This window comes from Romboutsia sp. MSSM.1001216sp_RTP31141st1_G3_RTP31141_220114 (assembly GCF_039031195.1).
GTDB lineage: Bacteria > Bacillota > Clostridia > Peptostreptococcales > Peptostreptococcaceae > Romboutsia_C > Romboutsia_C hominis.
In genome coordinates this window covers 139165-154683 of record NZ_JBCIUO010000004.1, presented here as the reverse complement: position 1 = coordinate 154683, position 15519 = coordinate 139165, and the positions used below count along the sequence as shown (strand labels likewise).

Here is a 15519-nt window from a genome sequence, read left to right as displayed (position 1 = left end):
ATTGAAGATTTTTAGCATAGGTGAAGGAATCCTACACATAGAATACATTTATCTTTTACCCAAGTGGACTTCATATTGGGCATTTCTATCACTTTAATAGGACATTTTTTTGTATAAAGGCTGCGACAAATACAATTATTTTTTAGATGGAATCTATCTGTTTTTCTCATTTCTTCATATCTTGGGATAATACATATTACATATTTATATTTTTATCTATTTTGTTTGGATTATGGATTGTTTATTATCAAAAAATTTAAAAATGTAACAAAAAATGATATATAGAAATATAATAATATGAAACATATTGTTTATGGAGGTTGAGTATATGGAGTTAAAATGGACTATAGTTATTATTATAATTATACTTGCCTTACTCTTATATAGATGGATAATACAAAGAAAACAAGTTATTAATAATGTGTTACAAAGAAGTGATGAAGAAAAAATTAAAGATATTAATAATGCACTAGAGTTATATGGTTTTGTATATGATAAAACTAATGATATTATATGTTCAAATATGTATCCTTGGCAAAGAGAAGTAGGATATTGTAGGTTTTATGATGAAGCAGCACCTACCTTAAATATGATTATTGATAGCGAGCCTATTTATTTTGAATATGATAATAGAAGATGGCTTATTGAACTTTGGAAAGGTCAGTATGGAATGACTACTGGTGGTGAAATTGGTATATATGTAAGTGAAATGGATGATATTAATATACCAGGTATTTTTTCAGGTCCTTTTTTCGAAGCCGTATCAGATGAAGAACTATTAAATATGGATTTTAAGCTTAAAATAAATGAAGAAGAATTATTTCAAAGACAAGATTATCATTGGTGGCTAACAGGTTTTGATGTAGGTGTATTTTCTAATCCTAATAACTTATCAATGAAAATTAGAATAATTTTTCCAAATTCAATTATGAAAGATGCATTTCTTGGTGGATTAAAAAGAGTAGGTTATAAAGAAGATGAAATTAAAATAACTAAGAATATAATTTATTTTAATTTTGATAAACCTAAATCCGATCAACCATATAATCGTTATAAATTAATAATACCTTTTATCCAATTTATGAATAAAACTTACTGTAAGATATACAATTTAATTACTAAAGATTTTGAACGTACAATAGATAAAATTGACTTTTTACGATTATACTATCCTAATTTGCTTAGATTGATTGCAGGTAAAAATAGAATGAAAAAATTAAAAAAATCTTATAAAGTGATTTCATCTTATATAAGTGGAAATGAGATGAGAAGTAATGAGCATTTATAAACGCTTATCCAAAATCTATGAAAATTCTAAAGTTATTCCTTATGATTATTCTTCAAAATTTGTCATAATGAGTGATTGTCATAGGGGTAGCGGAAATTTAGGAGATAATTTTATAAAAAACCAATATATATTTTTCGCGGCACTTAATGACTACTATAAAAAAGGATTTACTTACATTGAATTAGGTGATGGAGATGAACTTTGGGAAAACAGATCTATGGAACAAATTATGGAAGTACACAGTAGTACATTTGAATTACTATCTAAATTTTATGAGTCAAACAGAATGTATATGATTTATGGTAATCATGATATGCAAAAAAGTTATACAGAATTTTTAGAGTGTCATTATAAAGGATATTATTGTGGAATAAGAAAAGATATTTTTTCATTATTCAATTATATAAGAGCATATGAAGGAATAATTCTAGAAAATGAAGACAATAATCAATATAGAACCTTTCTTGTACATGGTCATCAAGGAGATTTGATTAATGATAGACTATGGAAGCTAGGTAGGTTTTTAGTTCGTTATATCTGGAGACCACTAGAGATATGGGGATTTAATGACCCTACAAGAGCAGCTAAAAATTATAAAAAGAAAAATAGAATAGAACGACAACTGATGGCATGGTCAAAAGAGAATAACATAATGTTAATTGCAGGTCATACTCATAGACCTAGCTTTGCTAACTTAGATGAAGCTATGTACTTTAATTCAGGAAGTTGCATACATCCAACAGCTATTACAGCTATAGAGATTGAATGTGGTTGTATTAGCTTGGTGAAATGGAGTGTTATGACAAGAGAAGACAGTAGTATGTATGTAGGAAAAAAAGTTTTAAAAGGACCAGTAAAATTAGAAGATTACTTTGTAAAAAATTTAAAAGTAGAAAGTTTTTAAGTATTTAAAAGCTGATTCCTGTATTGATAAGGAGTCAGCTTTTTTAGCATTAGTATTACATTAAAAAGGAAAAGTATTATGATATAAGAATGGCAAAATCAAATATAAAAGGTATTAATATTTTAGTTAATGCTTTAGGTAATTCTTTAATGAATGGACAGTATAATCTATATAGATATCCAAATATAGGTTTTTTATACATATTTTTTTAATCTATTTATTTTTTATTGTCATATTATAAGCAAATAGTATATATGGAATTTTTAAGGTAAATTATCTTACATAAATAAGAACCATTGTCTAGTATTTACATATAATATAGAGAACAATATTTATATCAGAAAAAGGGGAATCAACAATGGACAGAAATTATTGGCAAGATTATTGGGAAAATTATTACAAGTTTATGGCTGTATATCTTAGAGAGTTACAAAATGCATATCCTGATGCGGATATAAAAAATGAATACGCAGAAGTTGCTAACTTATTTGAACCTCCTATGTCTCTTGAAGATTACGAGGATTATGATGAATATGACGATGATAATGTCTATGCACAAACAGGTAACGATCCAATTTTTACATTACCTGGTGGTGGGCAATCTCCTACTCCTTTTATATCACCTGGTGGTGGGCAATTTACTATAAATAATTGTAGGAGGATGGCAGTAGTTAGAATAGTAATGAGGAGAGGCTTTACTCCTTCTAATTTCTTTATGCTAGTAGATAGAGCTGATAGAAGAAGTATTCAAGGATTTAGGATAGCTTGTGAAGGTAGTAGAATCAGATTTGTACCAATGGCTGTAGAATATAGAAATATTAATCTTATAGAATGTGCATTTTAGATTAAATGTAATAATAGGGGAAATGATAATTTAATGAGTTATGTTGTGCTCATAGAGAGTATAGGTGACTTAAGTAATAAAATAGAAATAATAGTATAAGTTGATTTTGGGTTTGATTTTGCGAATCGTCTACAATATTGAAATCAAAGAAAAGATATTAGCTACTTAGCTAATATCTTTTTTTAGTATGCAAATATAAAGTATGATATTATAAAATAAAATACAAATTAGGGAGAATGGGTATATGTACAAAGAGAACATTTTAGTAGTAGAAGATGATGTAGATATAAATAACCTAATAACAAAAACACTAGAAAAACAGAACTATAAAGTAACGCAGGCATTTTCAGGTAGTGAAGCGCTGTTACAACTATCTATATCAGAATTTAAATTGATGCTACTAGATTTAATGTTACCAGGTATGAGCGGAGAAGAGATAATCAGCAAAATTAGAGATGAAAAAGAAATACCAATAATAGTAATTTCAGCAAAAACGTCTTTAAAAGATAAAGTAAATGTTTTGAATATAGGAGCGGATGATTATATAACTAAACCTTTTGAATCAGAAGAAATAATAGCTCGAATAAACTCACAGTTAAGAAGATATAGAAAGTATGAAATAAGTACACAATCAAATGAAATATACAAATTTAAAAATCTTATCTTAGAAGAAGAAACAAGAAAAGTAAAGGTCAAAGGAGAAGAGATACATTTAACTGGTCATGAGTTTGATATTTTAAGCATTTTAATTAAAAATCCTGATAAGGTATATTCAAGGGAATCATTGTATGAACAAGTATGGAAAAATGGATACTATGGGGAAGATAACTCTGTAAATGTTCATATTAGCAATATTAGAAAAAAAATTAAATCAGTATCACAAGATGAAGATTACATAAAAACAGTATGGGGAATAGGATTTAAATTAAATAATAATTAATAAAAATCTTTATACTTTCTTTAAACTTTCTTGAATATTTATTAAAAAAATTTTTATATCATAGTTATTATAAGTTAGTTAATAAATGGTACTTAATACTGCTTAAATAAAGAGGGAGAAATATATGAAGGAAGTTATAAAAACGTATAATTTATCTAAGAAATATGGAAATTATGATGCATTGTTAGATGTAAATATTAATGTAAAACAAGGTGATATATATGGTTTAGTAGGTGATAATGGAGCAGGTAAGACTACTTTACTTAGAATATTATCTGGGCAGTCACATGCTAGTAGTGGTAGTTTTGAACTTTTCTCAGTTTCAGATGAGAAAGAATTAAATGAAGTTAGAAAACATACAGGTGTTATTATTGAATCGCCAAGTTTTTATCCTAATCTTACTGTTGAAAAAAATATGGAGTATTATCGTATTCAAAGAGGTATACCAGGAAAAGACAAAGTTATTAAAGCTCTTGAAGATGTTAATTTGAGTCATGCTAAAAAGAAAAAATTTAATCAATTATCTCTTGGTATGAAGCAACGACTAGGATTAGCTCTTGCTATTATGACAGAACCAGAGTTATTAATACTTGATGAACCAATTAATGGCTTAGACCCATCAGGAATTATTGAAATTAGAAATCTACTATTAAAATTAAATAAGGAAAAAAATATTACTATAGTTATATCAAGTCATATACTTTTAGAGCTATCAAATATTGCAACTTGCTATGGATTTTTAAGCAAAGGAAGATTAGTCAAAGAAATATCTTCAACTGAAATTAATGAAAAATGTAAAAGCTATTTAGAAATTAAAGTTACTAATGCCAATAAGTTAACTGCACTATTAGAAGAAAAATTAGGTTATAGTGATTATAAGGTTTTACCTAATGATATAATACAGTTATTTGATAGAAATAGAGACCCTCAAAAGATAAGTGAGCTTATAGTTAAAAATGGAATTGGATTAAATTGCATAGAAGAAAAAACTATAAATCTTGAAAATTATTATATGTCATTGATTGGGGGATATTGCAATGCTTAATTATATAAAAAGTGAATTTTACAGAAATATAAATACTAAAGGAAATTATATATTTTTATTTGGAAGTATAGCATTTGTAATATTTATAAATGTAGCCTTAGGTTTATTTGCACAAAGCCAAGTGAATTTTCCGTATGGAAATACAAAATATTCTCTTAGTAGTTTTTATACTTATATGGGATTATTAATACTTATATCTATTTATTTAGTTTCATTAATTTTTGGTCAAGAATTTAAGAACTCTACACTTAAAAATTCTATTGCCTTTGGAATTTCAAGAAGTGAAATATATTTAGGCAAATTTTTAGTAGAAGTAGTAATTTGTACAATAAATTTAATATTAATTAGTAGTGCATATGTTATAGCTGCATACGTAATGCTAGAGGATAGCGGTATAGTATATTTAAAAGATTTTATACATGCAATAGTAGCATGCTTTCCACTGCTATTAGTTAGTATGACTGCTGCTCATTGTTTTTACTTCATATTTGATAATGAGAGTATAGCTGTGACATTTTGGTCAATTTTTATAGTATTTGTGCCACTATTAATATCAATGGCTGGACGTAAAATAGATATACTAGGTAAAATAGCAAGATGGCTACCTTGGAATATAGTTGGAAATGCTACATTTGACAGTAATACTAATCGAATAATCATGGCATGGAATACTACTGATGGTTTTGTAAGATGTTTTATAGTAGGATTTATAGGAGTTGTATTATTTTATACATTAGGATTAATTATGTTTAAGAAAAAAGAAATAAAATAGATAAAAAGGGGCGTGTGGATGATGGAATGAATGTTAGTAATTTTATTAATACCAAGTGTGTATTTTTCTGCACGCTTTTTCTTGCTTTCTAGAAATATTAAAACATCAGTTAAGGACTTTAAATATATTTCTGAAAATATAGATACAAATCGTAAACTTAAGTTAAATCATCCAGATAAGAATTTTGAGAAATTATTATCTGAAATAAATCAGTATTTAGAAGATACACAAGTAAATAAATTAAAGTACATAAAAAGAGAAGAAGAAATTAGAAAAGAAATCGAAAATGTTTCTCATGATTTAAGAACACCTTTAACTTCTATTAGGGGATATTTAGAGTTAATAAATGATGAAACTATTACATCTAAAGAAAAGAAAGATTACCTTTGTATTGTAGAAAAAAGAGCTAAGGTTCTTCAACATTTAATTCAGGATTTTTATGATTTAAGTAGGTTTGAAAATAATGATTATAATTTAAATATGGAAATTATAGATATTAATAAGGAGCTAAGAGAGCATATACTGGTATTTTATAATGATTTTGAAAAGAAAAATATTGAAGTGGATTTAAAGTTAGATGAAAATCCAGTATTAGTAAGGTTAGATGAAAGTGCTATTAAAAGAGTTTTTAATAATTTAATTCAAAATTCTATTAAGTATAGTAAGAGTCATTTTTGTATGTCAATAAACAATAAAGGTAGAGAAGTTATTATTGAGTTTAAAAATGATGTCCAAGATATTAATAAAGATGAGTTAAACTTACTGTTTAATAGATTTTATATGAAGGATAAATCAAGAAGTAGTGATAGTTCTGGTTTAGGTCTTACAATAACCAAGCTTTTAGTTGAATCTATGAATGGTGAAATTGATGTTGATATGGATAAAGAATGGATTATATTTAGAATAAAGTTTTTATCAGAGATATATTAAATATATGAAAAACTAATTACTTAAATAATTTTATCGTAGGTATGATTTTTGAGAATCATCTCCACCATTGAAATCCAAAAAACACATTGAGAATATTATCAATGTGTTTTTTATTTTATAAAGTAGTTAAGCTAGTCTAATATAATATATAATTAAACATAGGCAAATATAATATGATAATATATGGAGAAAAAGTATGTTTACTATAATGATAATAGAGGATAACGAACTAATAAGAAATGAAATTCATAATTTATTAGATTTAAACAGATATAAAACAATAAAGGTAAATGATTTTAATAGTATTACAAAGCAAGTGAAAGAATACAATCCAGATTTAATACTACTAGATATAAATTTACCAGATGAAGATGGCTTTAAAATCTGTACAGAAATAAGAAGTTTTTCAAAAGTTCCTATAATATTTGTAACTAGTAGAAGTACAAATATAGATGAACTTATGGGAATAACATTAGGAGCTGATGATTTTATAACAAAGCCTTATAATACACAAATACTTCTAGCAAGAATAGCATCATTACTAAAAAGAGCATATCCTAAAGAAAAAACAATAGATAATATAGAACATAATGGAATAGCATTAAATATATTAAAAAGCACAATAGAAAAAAATGATAAATCAGTAGAGCTTACAAAAAATGAATTAAAAATATTACATTACTTACTTATAAACAAAGGTAAGATAGTTTCAAGAGTAGATATATTAGAGTATTTATGGGATAGTGCATTATTTGTAAATGATAATACTCTTACAGTTAACATTACAAGAATAAGAAGTAAGGTAGAGGAGTTAGGGGTAAAAGACTATATAATAACTAAAAGAGGACAAGGTTATATGGTATGAATATAAAAGATTATTTAAACAAAAGGATAGGTATAATTAGCTTAAACATTATATCTTTGATAACATTATCAATATTTTTATTTAGTGTAGGAAACCCTTTTAAAGTTATAAAAATAGTGGCAATAACATGGATCATAGTATTATTAATATATCTTTTGTATGAATATAAGGCTATAAGAAAACATTTTGATGAAATAAATAAATACATTGAAAACACAGATAAAAAATATTTACTAAGTGAAATAATAAAAGAACCTAAGTATATAGAGGCAATGCCATATTACTATGCTTTAAAAAAGGCGAGTAAATCTATGAGAGACGAAATAAACACAATAAAAAAACAAAGAAAAGATTATAAAGAATATATAGAAAAGTGGGTACATGAAGTTAAGACACCTATTTCAGCTATTAAATTAATAGAAGAAAACAATAAAACATCTACGTCAAGACTAGTACTTCAGCAGTTAGAGGAAATAGATACATATGTAGAACAAGCATTATTTTATGCTAGAAGTGAAGATGTAGAAAAGGATTATTTAGTAAAAGAAATATCTTTAGATGAGTGCATTAATAGAGTTATCACTAAAAATAAGCAAGTGCTTATACTTAATAATATAAATATTGAGATAGATGATATTAATAAAAGCGTATATAGCGATAGTAAATGGTTAGAGTTTATAGTAAATCAAATTATAGTAAATGCAATAAAGTATAGGAGAGATAACAATCCTACCATAAAGATATATACTAATGAAATAAAAAATGCAGTTGAATTAATTATTTATGATAATGGTATAGGAATACCTAGTTATGAAATAGATAGAGTATTTGATAAAGGGTTTACAGGTAATAAAGGTCGCCTAAATTATAAATCAACAGGGATAGGATTATATTTGTGTAAAAATTTATGTGATAAGTTGGGGTTATTAATAAAAATAGAATCAAAAGAAGACAAATGTACAAAAGTTAGAATTATTTTTCCAAAAGGAAATTTTTCTAAATTTTAATAATTACCTCTTAACGTTACAATAACGTAACATTAATGAAAGGTTAAATCAAATCAAAACAAGGATAAATCATATAAAATAACCTTGAGGTGATAAATATGGGTGAAATATTAAAAATTGATAGTATAGAAAAATACTATGGAAATAAGGGAAATATATTTAAGGCAATTGATGATATAAGCTTTAATGTGAGGGAAGGTGAGTTTGTAGGGGTTATGGGACCTTCTGGTTCAGGAAAAACGACTTTATTAAACCTAATAGCAACTATTGATGAAGTAAGTTCTGGTCATATCTACTTAAATAAGCAGGACTTAACTGAAATAAATAAAAAGAATATAGCTAGATTTAGAAGAGAAAATCTAGGATTTATATTTCAAGATTTTAATTTATTAGATACTTTAACAATATATGAAAATATAGCTTTAGCACTTACAATAAATAAAACTAATAAAAATGAAATAGACGATAAAGTAAAATCTGTAGCAAAAGAATTGGGAATAATAGAAATACTAAATAAGTATCCTTATAAAGTATCAGGTGGTCAAAAACAAAGGACAGCTTGTGCAAGAGCATTGATAACAAATCCAAAGCTAATACTTGCAGATGAACCAACAGGAGCTCTAGATTCTAGGTCGGCTCAAATTCTAATAGAGATGATATCAAGTCTAAACAAGGATTTTAATGCAACAATATTAATGGTAACACATGATTCGTTTACGGCAAGTTACTGTGATAGAATTTTGTTTATTAAAGACGGAAAGATATTTACAGAATTAGTAAAGGGAAATAATACACGAAAACAATTTTTTAATCAAGTATTAGATGTAGTTGCATTGTTAGGCGGTGATGTAAGGGATGTACGTTAAATTAGCCATAAATAATGCAAAAAAATCTATTAAAGATTACTTAATATATTTTATAACTATAACAATGTGTGTAATTTTGTTTTATGCTTTCACATCTTTATCAAGTTCTAGTTATGAACTTATAACTGAGGATACTTTCAACTTTGAATCTCTAAAAAAGATGTTAAAATACTCAACTTATATAATTACAGCATTATTAGCAATACTTGTTGCATATGTAAGTAAATATATGATTAAAAGAAGACAAAAAGAATTTGCTACTTATATATTATTAGGAGCAGAGCAAAAGAGTATAGCACTTATGTTTTTTGTAGAAATGTTGATAGTTGGAATATTATCCATAGCATGTGGGATATTTATTGGAACACTTTTCTCACAAGTTGTTACAGCTATGGTATATATAAGTGCTAAACAAGAAATAGTATTTTCATTTAAACTTTACTTAGACACAGTTTTTATAACATTTATATTCTTTATAGGAATGTTTTTAGTAGTAGGTATTTATAATATTAGAGTTTTAAATAAGTTAAAGCTTATAGATATGATGAATAATAGTAAAATAAGTGAATTTAAGTTTAAAAAAAGTAAAAAAGTTTATTCAATAGTATTTTTAATATCTTTAATATTATATGGTATATTTATATATTCAATTAAATTTATTATAAATATTAAAAAAGGAATAAATAGCACTAATCATTTAATTAGTGCAAATCAAATGATGTTTGCAGAAGTTATTTCAATAGTTTCATTTATAATAGCAACTTATGCTTTATTTTACTCAATATCATATATTCTTATAAGAATAAAAGAAAAACACAAAAAATTTAGCTATGAAGGTACAAATCTTTTTTTATTAGGAACAATAGTATCTAAAATAAGAACAACTCCAATACTTATGGCTACTATATCATTAACATTTTTAGGTGCTTCAATAAGCTTTATACTTACATTATTAATCTCTCAGTGGTCTTTAGGGTACTTAGATTATAGACTTCCTTTTGATATAGAGTTAAGGAGTGAATATTCATATAGACCTGAGAAAGAGTACAGTATAAACAAAATAGAAGATATGCCAAAGTTTAATTATTCAGAGGTTATAGACTATCTAAAAAACTCTGGTTTAGATATTAATGAGTATGAAGAATTAGAAAAGTACTGTATAAATAAAGAAGATTTTTACATAAGAGATAATAGAGAAAAGCCTGCCTTAGCTATAAGTTTAAGTGATTTTAATAAACTAAGAAGTATGAAAGGTTATGATACAATAAGTTTAAAAAATGATGAATATACAACTCAATGGGATAATACTACTGATCAGCAAGAAATTGACAAGTATATAGAAGAAAATAAAGTTATAAATGTAGAAGGAAAAAGTTTAAAAGTTAGTAAAGATGCATATTATAAAGAAACTTTAGGAGAAGGTATATATAATTATCCTACTACAAATATTATTATATTACCTGATGATATATGTAAAGATCTTGTAAGTGCAGGGGTAGATTTATTTATTACATCTAATAATGAGCTAAGTTATGAAGAAGCTACTAAATTTGAATTAGAGTATATACCGAAGTGGTTTGAAGAAAATAATCCAGAATTAATGAAAAAATATGATAGATTTTATTATTTTATACACGGAAGAATTAAATCAGCAGAAACTAGTGAAATTATAAATTTTACTCTAGGAATGAGAATCTTAGGATTATATTTAGGTACAGTTTTACTTATGATAAGTTTGACAGTGCTTGCTCTTCAACAGCTTACAGATTCAATAGAACATAAAGATAGATTTAATGTTTTACGAAAACTGGGGATAGAAGAAAATGAAATTAATAAAATAGTATTAAAGCAAATAAGTGTATATTTTACTATTCCTGTAATAATAGGCATGATAGGATTTGTAGTATTTATATATAATTTTTATTTAATATATGAATCCTATATTAGTGCTTATATTGGAGATAGCATGTTTGTATTAAATATGATTACAGGTATATTTATTATGGTAATGATTTATATAAGCTACTTTATTGGAACATATTATACATTTAAGAGAAATATAAGAAATTAAGAAAGGGATAATAAGAAAATTTAAAATATATTATCTATGATAGTTATATTCTTTTTAAATTCACTAAATAAGTATATTAGAATTTTTTGCTAAACAATAAATGCTCCAAAGAGTTTAACTCTACGGAGCGTTTATTGTTTAGTAGTGTGAAATAATTTAAATTAATAAGTATAATGACAACACATATATGTAAAGAGATTTATAAAAGATTTTTAATATAGAACTAATAATAGATAGGAGATTAATTATGGATAGATTAAGAAGAAAAGAATTATTACAACAATACAAAGAAATGAAGCCAGAAATGGGTGTATATATGTTTAAGTCTATAAAAACAAACATAGTTTATTTAGGTTGTGATAAAAATATAAAAGCAACTATAAATGGTGATAGATTTAAATTAAATTCTAATAATCATAGATGTAAAAAGTTGCAAGAAGATTGGAATGAAAATAAAGAAGAGAACTTTGAGATAACAACAGTAGAAGTATTACCTTATGATAAAGATGAAAGTAAGGTAGATTATAGTGAAGATTTAAAAATATTAAGAGAAATGTGTAAAGATAGATTTACAGAAGAAAATGTGGAAGAAATATAGAAATAGAATTTAAATCAGTTATAAAAAATTACTTTAGCGGATGAATTTAATAAGCAAGGTGAATTATTAGGTGAAAGATTTTAAGGTAATTGTAGAAACACTAGAAGAGTTAGGATGATCACTGTTAATCTCCTCAAATATTGAAATTTACGAAAACACATTGATAATTTTATCAATGTGTTTTTTATTTAATAATATTGTTTTATAAATGAAAATAAGAAAACTGACAATATAAAAAATAATAACCTAGAAATAATTATCAAAGACAATTTTTAATAAAATAAGGATGCCTTTTTTCTACAACATATTTTATACACATATGTTCTTTGAAATCATCAAACTTCAAATGATATCGTTACCTCATAGAACAAAACAAAACGAAATAGGAGGTAGTAATGAAATACAAAATAAACACAGAAATAATAAAACTACAAATGTTAAGAAAAGGCTATTCAATAACCAAACTAGCAAAAGATAGCAACCTATCAAAATCAACAGTATCATTTTTGGTGTACTGTATTTAAAATATAGAAAAATAGTGTAGTCTAAAATATTTAGTACAGTAGGTACACTATAGCTAATAAAATTTTATATATTTACTTAGTATGTATAGTTTTATAGTTTAGTAGATTGTTAATGTACTTAGTGTACATGCTTTTTTCACTAATGAAAAATAACTTGATAATAAAGGATATTATAGATTAGTAGTGAAAATAAATTAAAAATGATAAATTAGGAAGTTATTAGAGTATAATTTAAAAGTATAGAATATAAACTTATATTAACTAAGACAAAGAAATTAGAAAGGTTGGAACACAGATGATAAGAACAATTGTAAAAGATATATCATTTTTAAAACAAAAATCAGAACCTGCGACAAAAGAAGATATAGACGTTATTAATGATTTAATCGATACATTAAGAGCAAATTTAGATCATTGTGTAGGCATGGCAGCTAATATGATAGGAGTAAAAAAACGTATATTGGTATTTACTGTAGGTAATATTGTAGTCCCTATGGTAAATCCAGTTATATTAAAAAAAGAAAATCCTTATGAAGCAGAAGAAAGCTGTTTATCTTTAGATGGTTTTAGAAAAACAACAAGATATGAAACTATAGAGGTTGAATACCTAGATATAAATTTCAAAAAGCACAAACAAATATTTACAGGATTTACTGCACAGATTATTCAGCATGAAGTAGATCACTTCGAAGGTATAATAATCTAACAGATAATATTGTGAATATTAACATATGGATTTTTTTATAAAAATTATAGAATGATATAACCTTTAAAGTATTTAAATTACCGCATGAATATGTGTGGTAATTTTTTTATTTTATTAATAATAAAAGTATAAGGGTTTTTATTGACATAAGTAGCGATAATAGTTACTATAGTTTTGTACAAAACAAATTTTGTATGGAGGTGTTTCCATGAAAAATAAAAATAAGCTTAAACTAGGCCTTGATATTAGTAAAATTCATCATATAATTTCAAGGAAGATGGATGCTTCTGTAATTAGTGCAATTGATGATAATTTAACTGTATCACAAGCTTATGTAATAGATTTTATTTCTAATGAAGGTAAAGATAAAGAAATATTCCAAAAGGATTTAGAAAAAGCATTTGATTTAAAGCGCTCATCTATTAGCTTGATGCTAAATAATATGGAAAAGAGTGATTTAATAGAAAGAGTACCTGTTACAGAGGATGCACGATTAAAGAAAATAATTTTAACTCAAAAATCTATAAAACTTTATGAAAAAATTTCAACTGCAATTGATTCAATTGAGGATAAATTATCAGAAAATATAACTCCAGAAGAAATAAAAGTATTTCAAAGTGTACTTGATAAAATAAGAAATAGTCTAGAATAACCGTTTGAAATTTTAATAACGGTTATATTTATATAAATATTGTTTTGCACAAAACATAAATAAAAATAGGAGGATGATATATGTCAAAAGTATCTAACTTTACAGAAGGGAAGATATTCTCCCCTTTATTAAAATTTGCAATACCTATACTACTTGCACTATTTTTACAAACCATGTACGGTGCAGTTGATTTACTTATAGTAGGGCAATTTGGTAATGCAGCAGATGTGTCTGCCGTTTCAACAGGTAGTCAAGTAATGATGACTATAACTGTAATAATTACAGGGTTAACTATGGGGATTACCATATTAATAGGACAAAAACTTGGAGAAGGAAAGTCAAAAGAAGCTGGAAATGTTGTAGGAAGTGGTATTTCAATATTTGCTATTATAGCTATAGTTATTACTGTTTTAATTGTTAGCTTTGCTTCACCTATTTCAACTTTTATGCATGCTCCAAAAGAAGCTTTTGATAGCACTGTAATGTATATAAAAGTTTGTGCTTCAGGCTCTATTTTCATAGTCGCTTATAATATTATAGGAGGAGTATTTAGAGGATTAGGAGATTCCAAAACTCCACTTATTACAGTAGGAATTGCATGTATTACAAATATTATAGGAGATTTAATATTTGTTGGAATGTTTAAAATGGCTGCTACAGGTGCAGCACTTGCTACTATAATGGCTCAGGCAATTAGTGTTATACTTTCTGTAATAATTATTAAAAAGCGTGGACTTCCTTTTGAATTTTCTAGAAAAAGTATAAAGTTTCATAAAGGTTTAACGTCAAAGATAATTAAATACGGTACTCCAATAGCTTTACAAGATGGACTTGTACATTTATCTTTCCTTGTAATTATGATTATAGGTAATTCAATGGGAGTAATCCCATCAGCAGGAATTGGTGTTGCAGAAAAACTTGTTGGATTTATAATGCTTATACCATCATCTTTTTCTCAAGCTGTATCTGCATTTGTTGCACAAAACTATGGAGCTAAAAAATACGATAGGTCAAGAAAAGTTCTTATTTATGCCATTTCGGCTTCATTATGTTGTGGGGTTGTAATGTTTTATATTACCTTCTTCCATGGAAATTTACTTGCAGGTATGTTCTCTAAAGATAAAGATGTAGTTTTAGCATCTTGGGAATACATGAAAGCATACGGAATAGACTGTCTTTTAACTGCAATTATGTTCTGTATGGTAGGTTATTTTAATGGATGTGGAAAAACAACTTTTGTAATGGTACAAGGAATAATAGGTGCTTTTGGGGTAAGAATACCAGTATCATATATTATGAGTAAAATATTACCAGTATCGTTATTTAAAGTAGGTCTTGCAACACCAATGTCTACATTTGTACAAATTATATTATGTGTAATTTACTTTATGATTTTATCAAAGAAGTTGTCAAAAGAAGAGACACCTGTAGATATAACTTATCAAGTACAAGAGCAGTAAATCTTTAATTTTAATAATTGAAGTACACGAATACCTATATCCTTTTG

Annotated in this window: 16 protein-coding genes; all 16 read left to right on the top strand. The window is 25.8% G+C overall.

Going from position 1 to position 15519, the window contains the following annotated elements; genetic code table 11:
* Positions 1–328 precede the first annotated feature (328 nt).
* The 16 genes from ABCP60_RS08785 (at position 329) to ABCP60_RS08710 (ending at position 15472) form a co-directional block, all read left to right on the top strand.
* A complete protein-coding gene (locus ABCP60_RS08785; RefSeq protein ID WP_343101621.1) occupies positions 329–1288 on the top strand; it encodes a DUF4474 domain-containing protein in 960 nt (319 codons plus the stop codon).
* Complete coding sequence (locus ABCP60_RS08780; protein ID WP_195581490.1) at positions 1275–2192, top strand: metallophosphoesterase; 918 nt, start codon at positions 1275–1277, stop codon at positions 2190–2192. Before ABCP60_RS08785 ends, ABCP60_RS08780 begins: the two co-directional genes overlap by 14 nt.
* Before the next feature lie 358 nt (positions 2193–2550).
* The gene (locus ABCP60_RS08775; protein ID WP_343101620.1) at positions 2551–3036 is read left to right on the top strand and encodes a hypothetical protein; all 486 of its coding nucleotides are present in this window, start codon (positions 2551–2553) and stop codon (positions 3034–3036) included.
* 244 nt (positions 3037–3280) lie between these two features.
* Positions 3281–3976, top strand: a complete 696-nt coding sequence (locus ABCP60_RS08770; protein WP_271893261.1) for a response regulator transcription factor — start codon at positions 3281–3283, stop codon at positions 3974–3976.
* A 124-nt stretch (positions 3977–4100) separates the two neighbouring features.
* Positions 4101–5021: an ABC transporter ATP-binding protein gene (locus ABCP60_RS08765; RefSeq protein ID WP_343101619.1), complete on the top strand. Its 921-nt coding sequence runs from the start codon at positions 4101–4103 to the stop codon at positions 5019–5021.
* A complete protein-coding gene (locus ABCP60_RS08760; protein WP_195581493.1) occupies positions 5014–5793 on the top strand; it encodes an ABC transporter permease in 780 nt (259 codons plus the stop codon). Before ABCP60_RS08765 ends, ABCP60_RS08760 begins: the two co-directional genes overlap by 8 nt.
* 30 nt (positions 5794–5823) lie before the next feature.
* Positions 5824–6723 (top strand): HAMP domain-containing sensor histidine kinase, encoded by a 900-nt coding sequence (locus ABCP60_RS08755; RefSeq protein WP_195237988.1) that lies wholly within the window; start codon positions 5824–5826, stop codon positions 6721–6723.
* A gap of 196 nt (positions 6724–6919) precedes the next feature.
* Entirely contained in the window at positions 6920–7588 is a 669-nt protein-coding gene (locus ABCP60_RS08750; RefSeq protein WP_343101618.1) for a response regulator transcription factor, read from the top strand.
* Positions 7585–8595, top strand: coding sequence for a sensor histidine kinase (locus ABCP60_RS08745; protein WP_092922672.1), 1011 nt, complete (start codon positions 7585–7587; stop codon positions 8593–8595). The genes ABCP60_RS08750 and ABCP60_RS08745 overlap by 4 nt, the downstream gene beginning before the upstream one ends.
* A gap of 98 nt (positions 8596–8693) precedes the next feature.
* Positions 8694–9461, top strand: a complete 768-nt coding sequence (locus ABCP60_RS08740; protein ID WP_343101617.1) for an ABC transporter ATP-binding protein — start codon at positions 8694–8696, stop codon at positions 9459–9461.
* Positions 9451–11532 (top strand): ABC transporter permease, encoded by a 2082-nt coding sequence (locus ABCP60_RS08735; protein WP_343101616.1) that lies wholly within the window; start codon positions 9451–9453, stop codon positions 11530–11532. Before ABCP60_RS08740 ends, ABCP60_RS08735 begins: the two co-directional genes overlap by 11 nt.
* A gap of 247 nt (positions 11533–11779) precedes the next feature.
* On the top strand, positions 11780–12130 hold the full coding sequence (locus ABCP60_RS08730; RefSeq protein ID WP_343101615.1) for a GIY-YIG nuclease family protein: 351 nt from the start codon (positions 11780–11782) through the stop codon (positions 12128–12130).
* A gap of 395 nt (positions 12131–12525) precedes the next feature.
* A complete protein-coding gene (locus ABCP60_RS08725) occupies positions 12526–12654 on the top strand; it encodes a helix-turn-helix domain-containing protein (RefSeq protein WP_166504764.1) in 129 nt (42 codons plus the stop codon).
* 274 nt (positions 12655–12928) lie between these two features.
* Entirely contained in the window at positions 12929–13360 is a 432-nt protein-coding gene (locus tag ABCP60_RS08720; RefSeq protein ID WP_343101646.1) for a peptide deformylase, read from the top strand.
* A gap of 208 nt (positions 13361–13568) precedes the next feature.
* On the top strand, positions 13569–14012 hold the full coding sequence (locus ABCP60_RS08715) for a MarR family transcriptional regulator (protein WP_343101614.1): 444 nt from the start codon (positions 13569–13571) through the stop codon (positions 14010–14012).
* 80 nt (positions 14013–14092) lie between these two features.
* Positions 14093–15472 (top strand): MATE family efflux transporter, encoded by a 1380-nt coding sequence (locus ABCP60_RS08710; protein ID WP_343101613.1) that lies wholly within the window; start codon positions 14093–14095, stop codon positions 15470–15472.
* The last annotated feature ends 47 nt before the right edge of the window (positions 15473–15519 follow it).

What these genes read in the sequence shown, in the direction of transcription:
- ABCP60_RS08785 (WP_343101621.1), top strand. Translation starts at nt 329, where the DNA reads ATGGAGTTAAAATGGACTATAGTTATTATTATAATTATACTTGCCTTA.
- ABCP60_RS08780 (WP_195581490.1), top strand. Translation starts at nt 1,275, where the DNA reads ATGAGCATTTATAAACGCTTATCCAAAATCTATGAAAATTCTAAAGTT.
- ABCP60_RS08775 (WP_343101620.1), top strand. Translation starts at nt 2,551, where the DNA reads ATGGACAGAAATTATTGGCAAGATTATTGGGAAAATTATTACAAGTTT.
- ABCP60_RS08770 (WP_271893261.1), top strand. Translation starts at nt 3,281, where the DNA reads ATGTACAAAGAGAACATTTTAGTAGTAGAAGATGATGTAGATATAAAT.
- ABCP60_RS08765 (WP_343101619.1), top strand. Translation starts at nt 4,101, where the DNA reads ATGAAGGAAGTTATAAAAACGTATAATTTATCTAAGAAATATGGAAAT.
- ABCP60_RS08760 (WP_195581493.1), top strand. Translation starts at nt 5,014, where the DNA reads ATGCTTAATTATATAAAAAGTGAATTTTACAGAAATATAAATACTAAA.
- ABCP60_RS08755 (WP_195237988.1), top strand. Translation starts at nt 5,824, where the DNA reads ATGTTAGTAATTTTATTAATACCAAGTGTGTATTTTTCTGCACGCTTT.
- ABCP60_RS08750 (WP_343101618.1), top strand. Translation starts at nt 6,920, where the DNA reads ATGTTTACTATAATGATAATAGAGGATAACGAACTAATAAGAAATGAA.
- ABCP60_RS08745 (WP_092922672.1), top strand. Translation starts at nt 7,585, where the DNA reads ATGAATATAAAAGATTATTTAAACAAAAGGATAGGTATAATTAGCTTA.
- ABCP60_RS08740 (WP_343101617.1), top strand. Translation starts at nt 8,694, where the DNA reads ATGGGTGAAATATTAAAAATTGATAGTATAGAAAAATACTATGGAAAT.
- ABCP60_RS08735 (WP_343101616.1), top strand. Translation starts at nt 9,451, where the DNA reads ATGTACGTTAAATTAGCCATAAATAATGCAAAAAAATCTATTAAAGAT.
- ABCP60_RS08730 (WP_343101615.1), top strand. Translation starts at nt 11,780, where the DNA reads ATGGATAGATTAAGAAGAAAAGAATTATTACAACAATACAAAGAAATG.
- ABCP60_RS08725 (WP_166504764.1), top strand. Translation starts at nt 12,526, where the DNA reads ATGAAATACAAAATAAACACAGAAATAATAAAACTACAAATGTTAAGA.
- ABCP60_RS08715 (WP_343101614.1), top strand. Translation starts at nt 13,569, where the DNA reads ATGAAAAATAAAAATAAGCTTAAACTAGGCCTTGATATTAGTAAAATT.
- ABCP60_RS08710 (WP_343101613.1), top strand. Translation starts at nt 14,093, where the DNA reads ATGTCAAAAGTATCTAACTTTACAGAAGGGAAGATATTCTCCCCTTTA.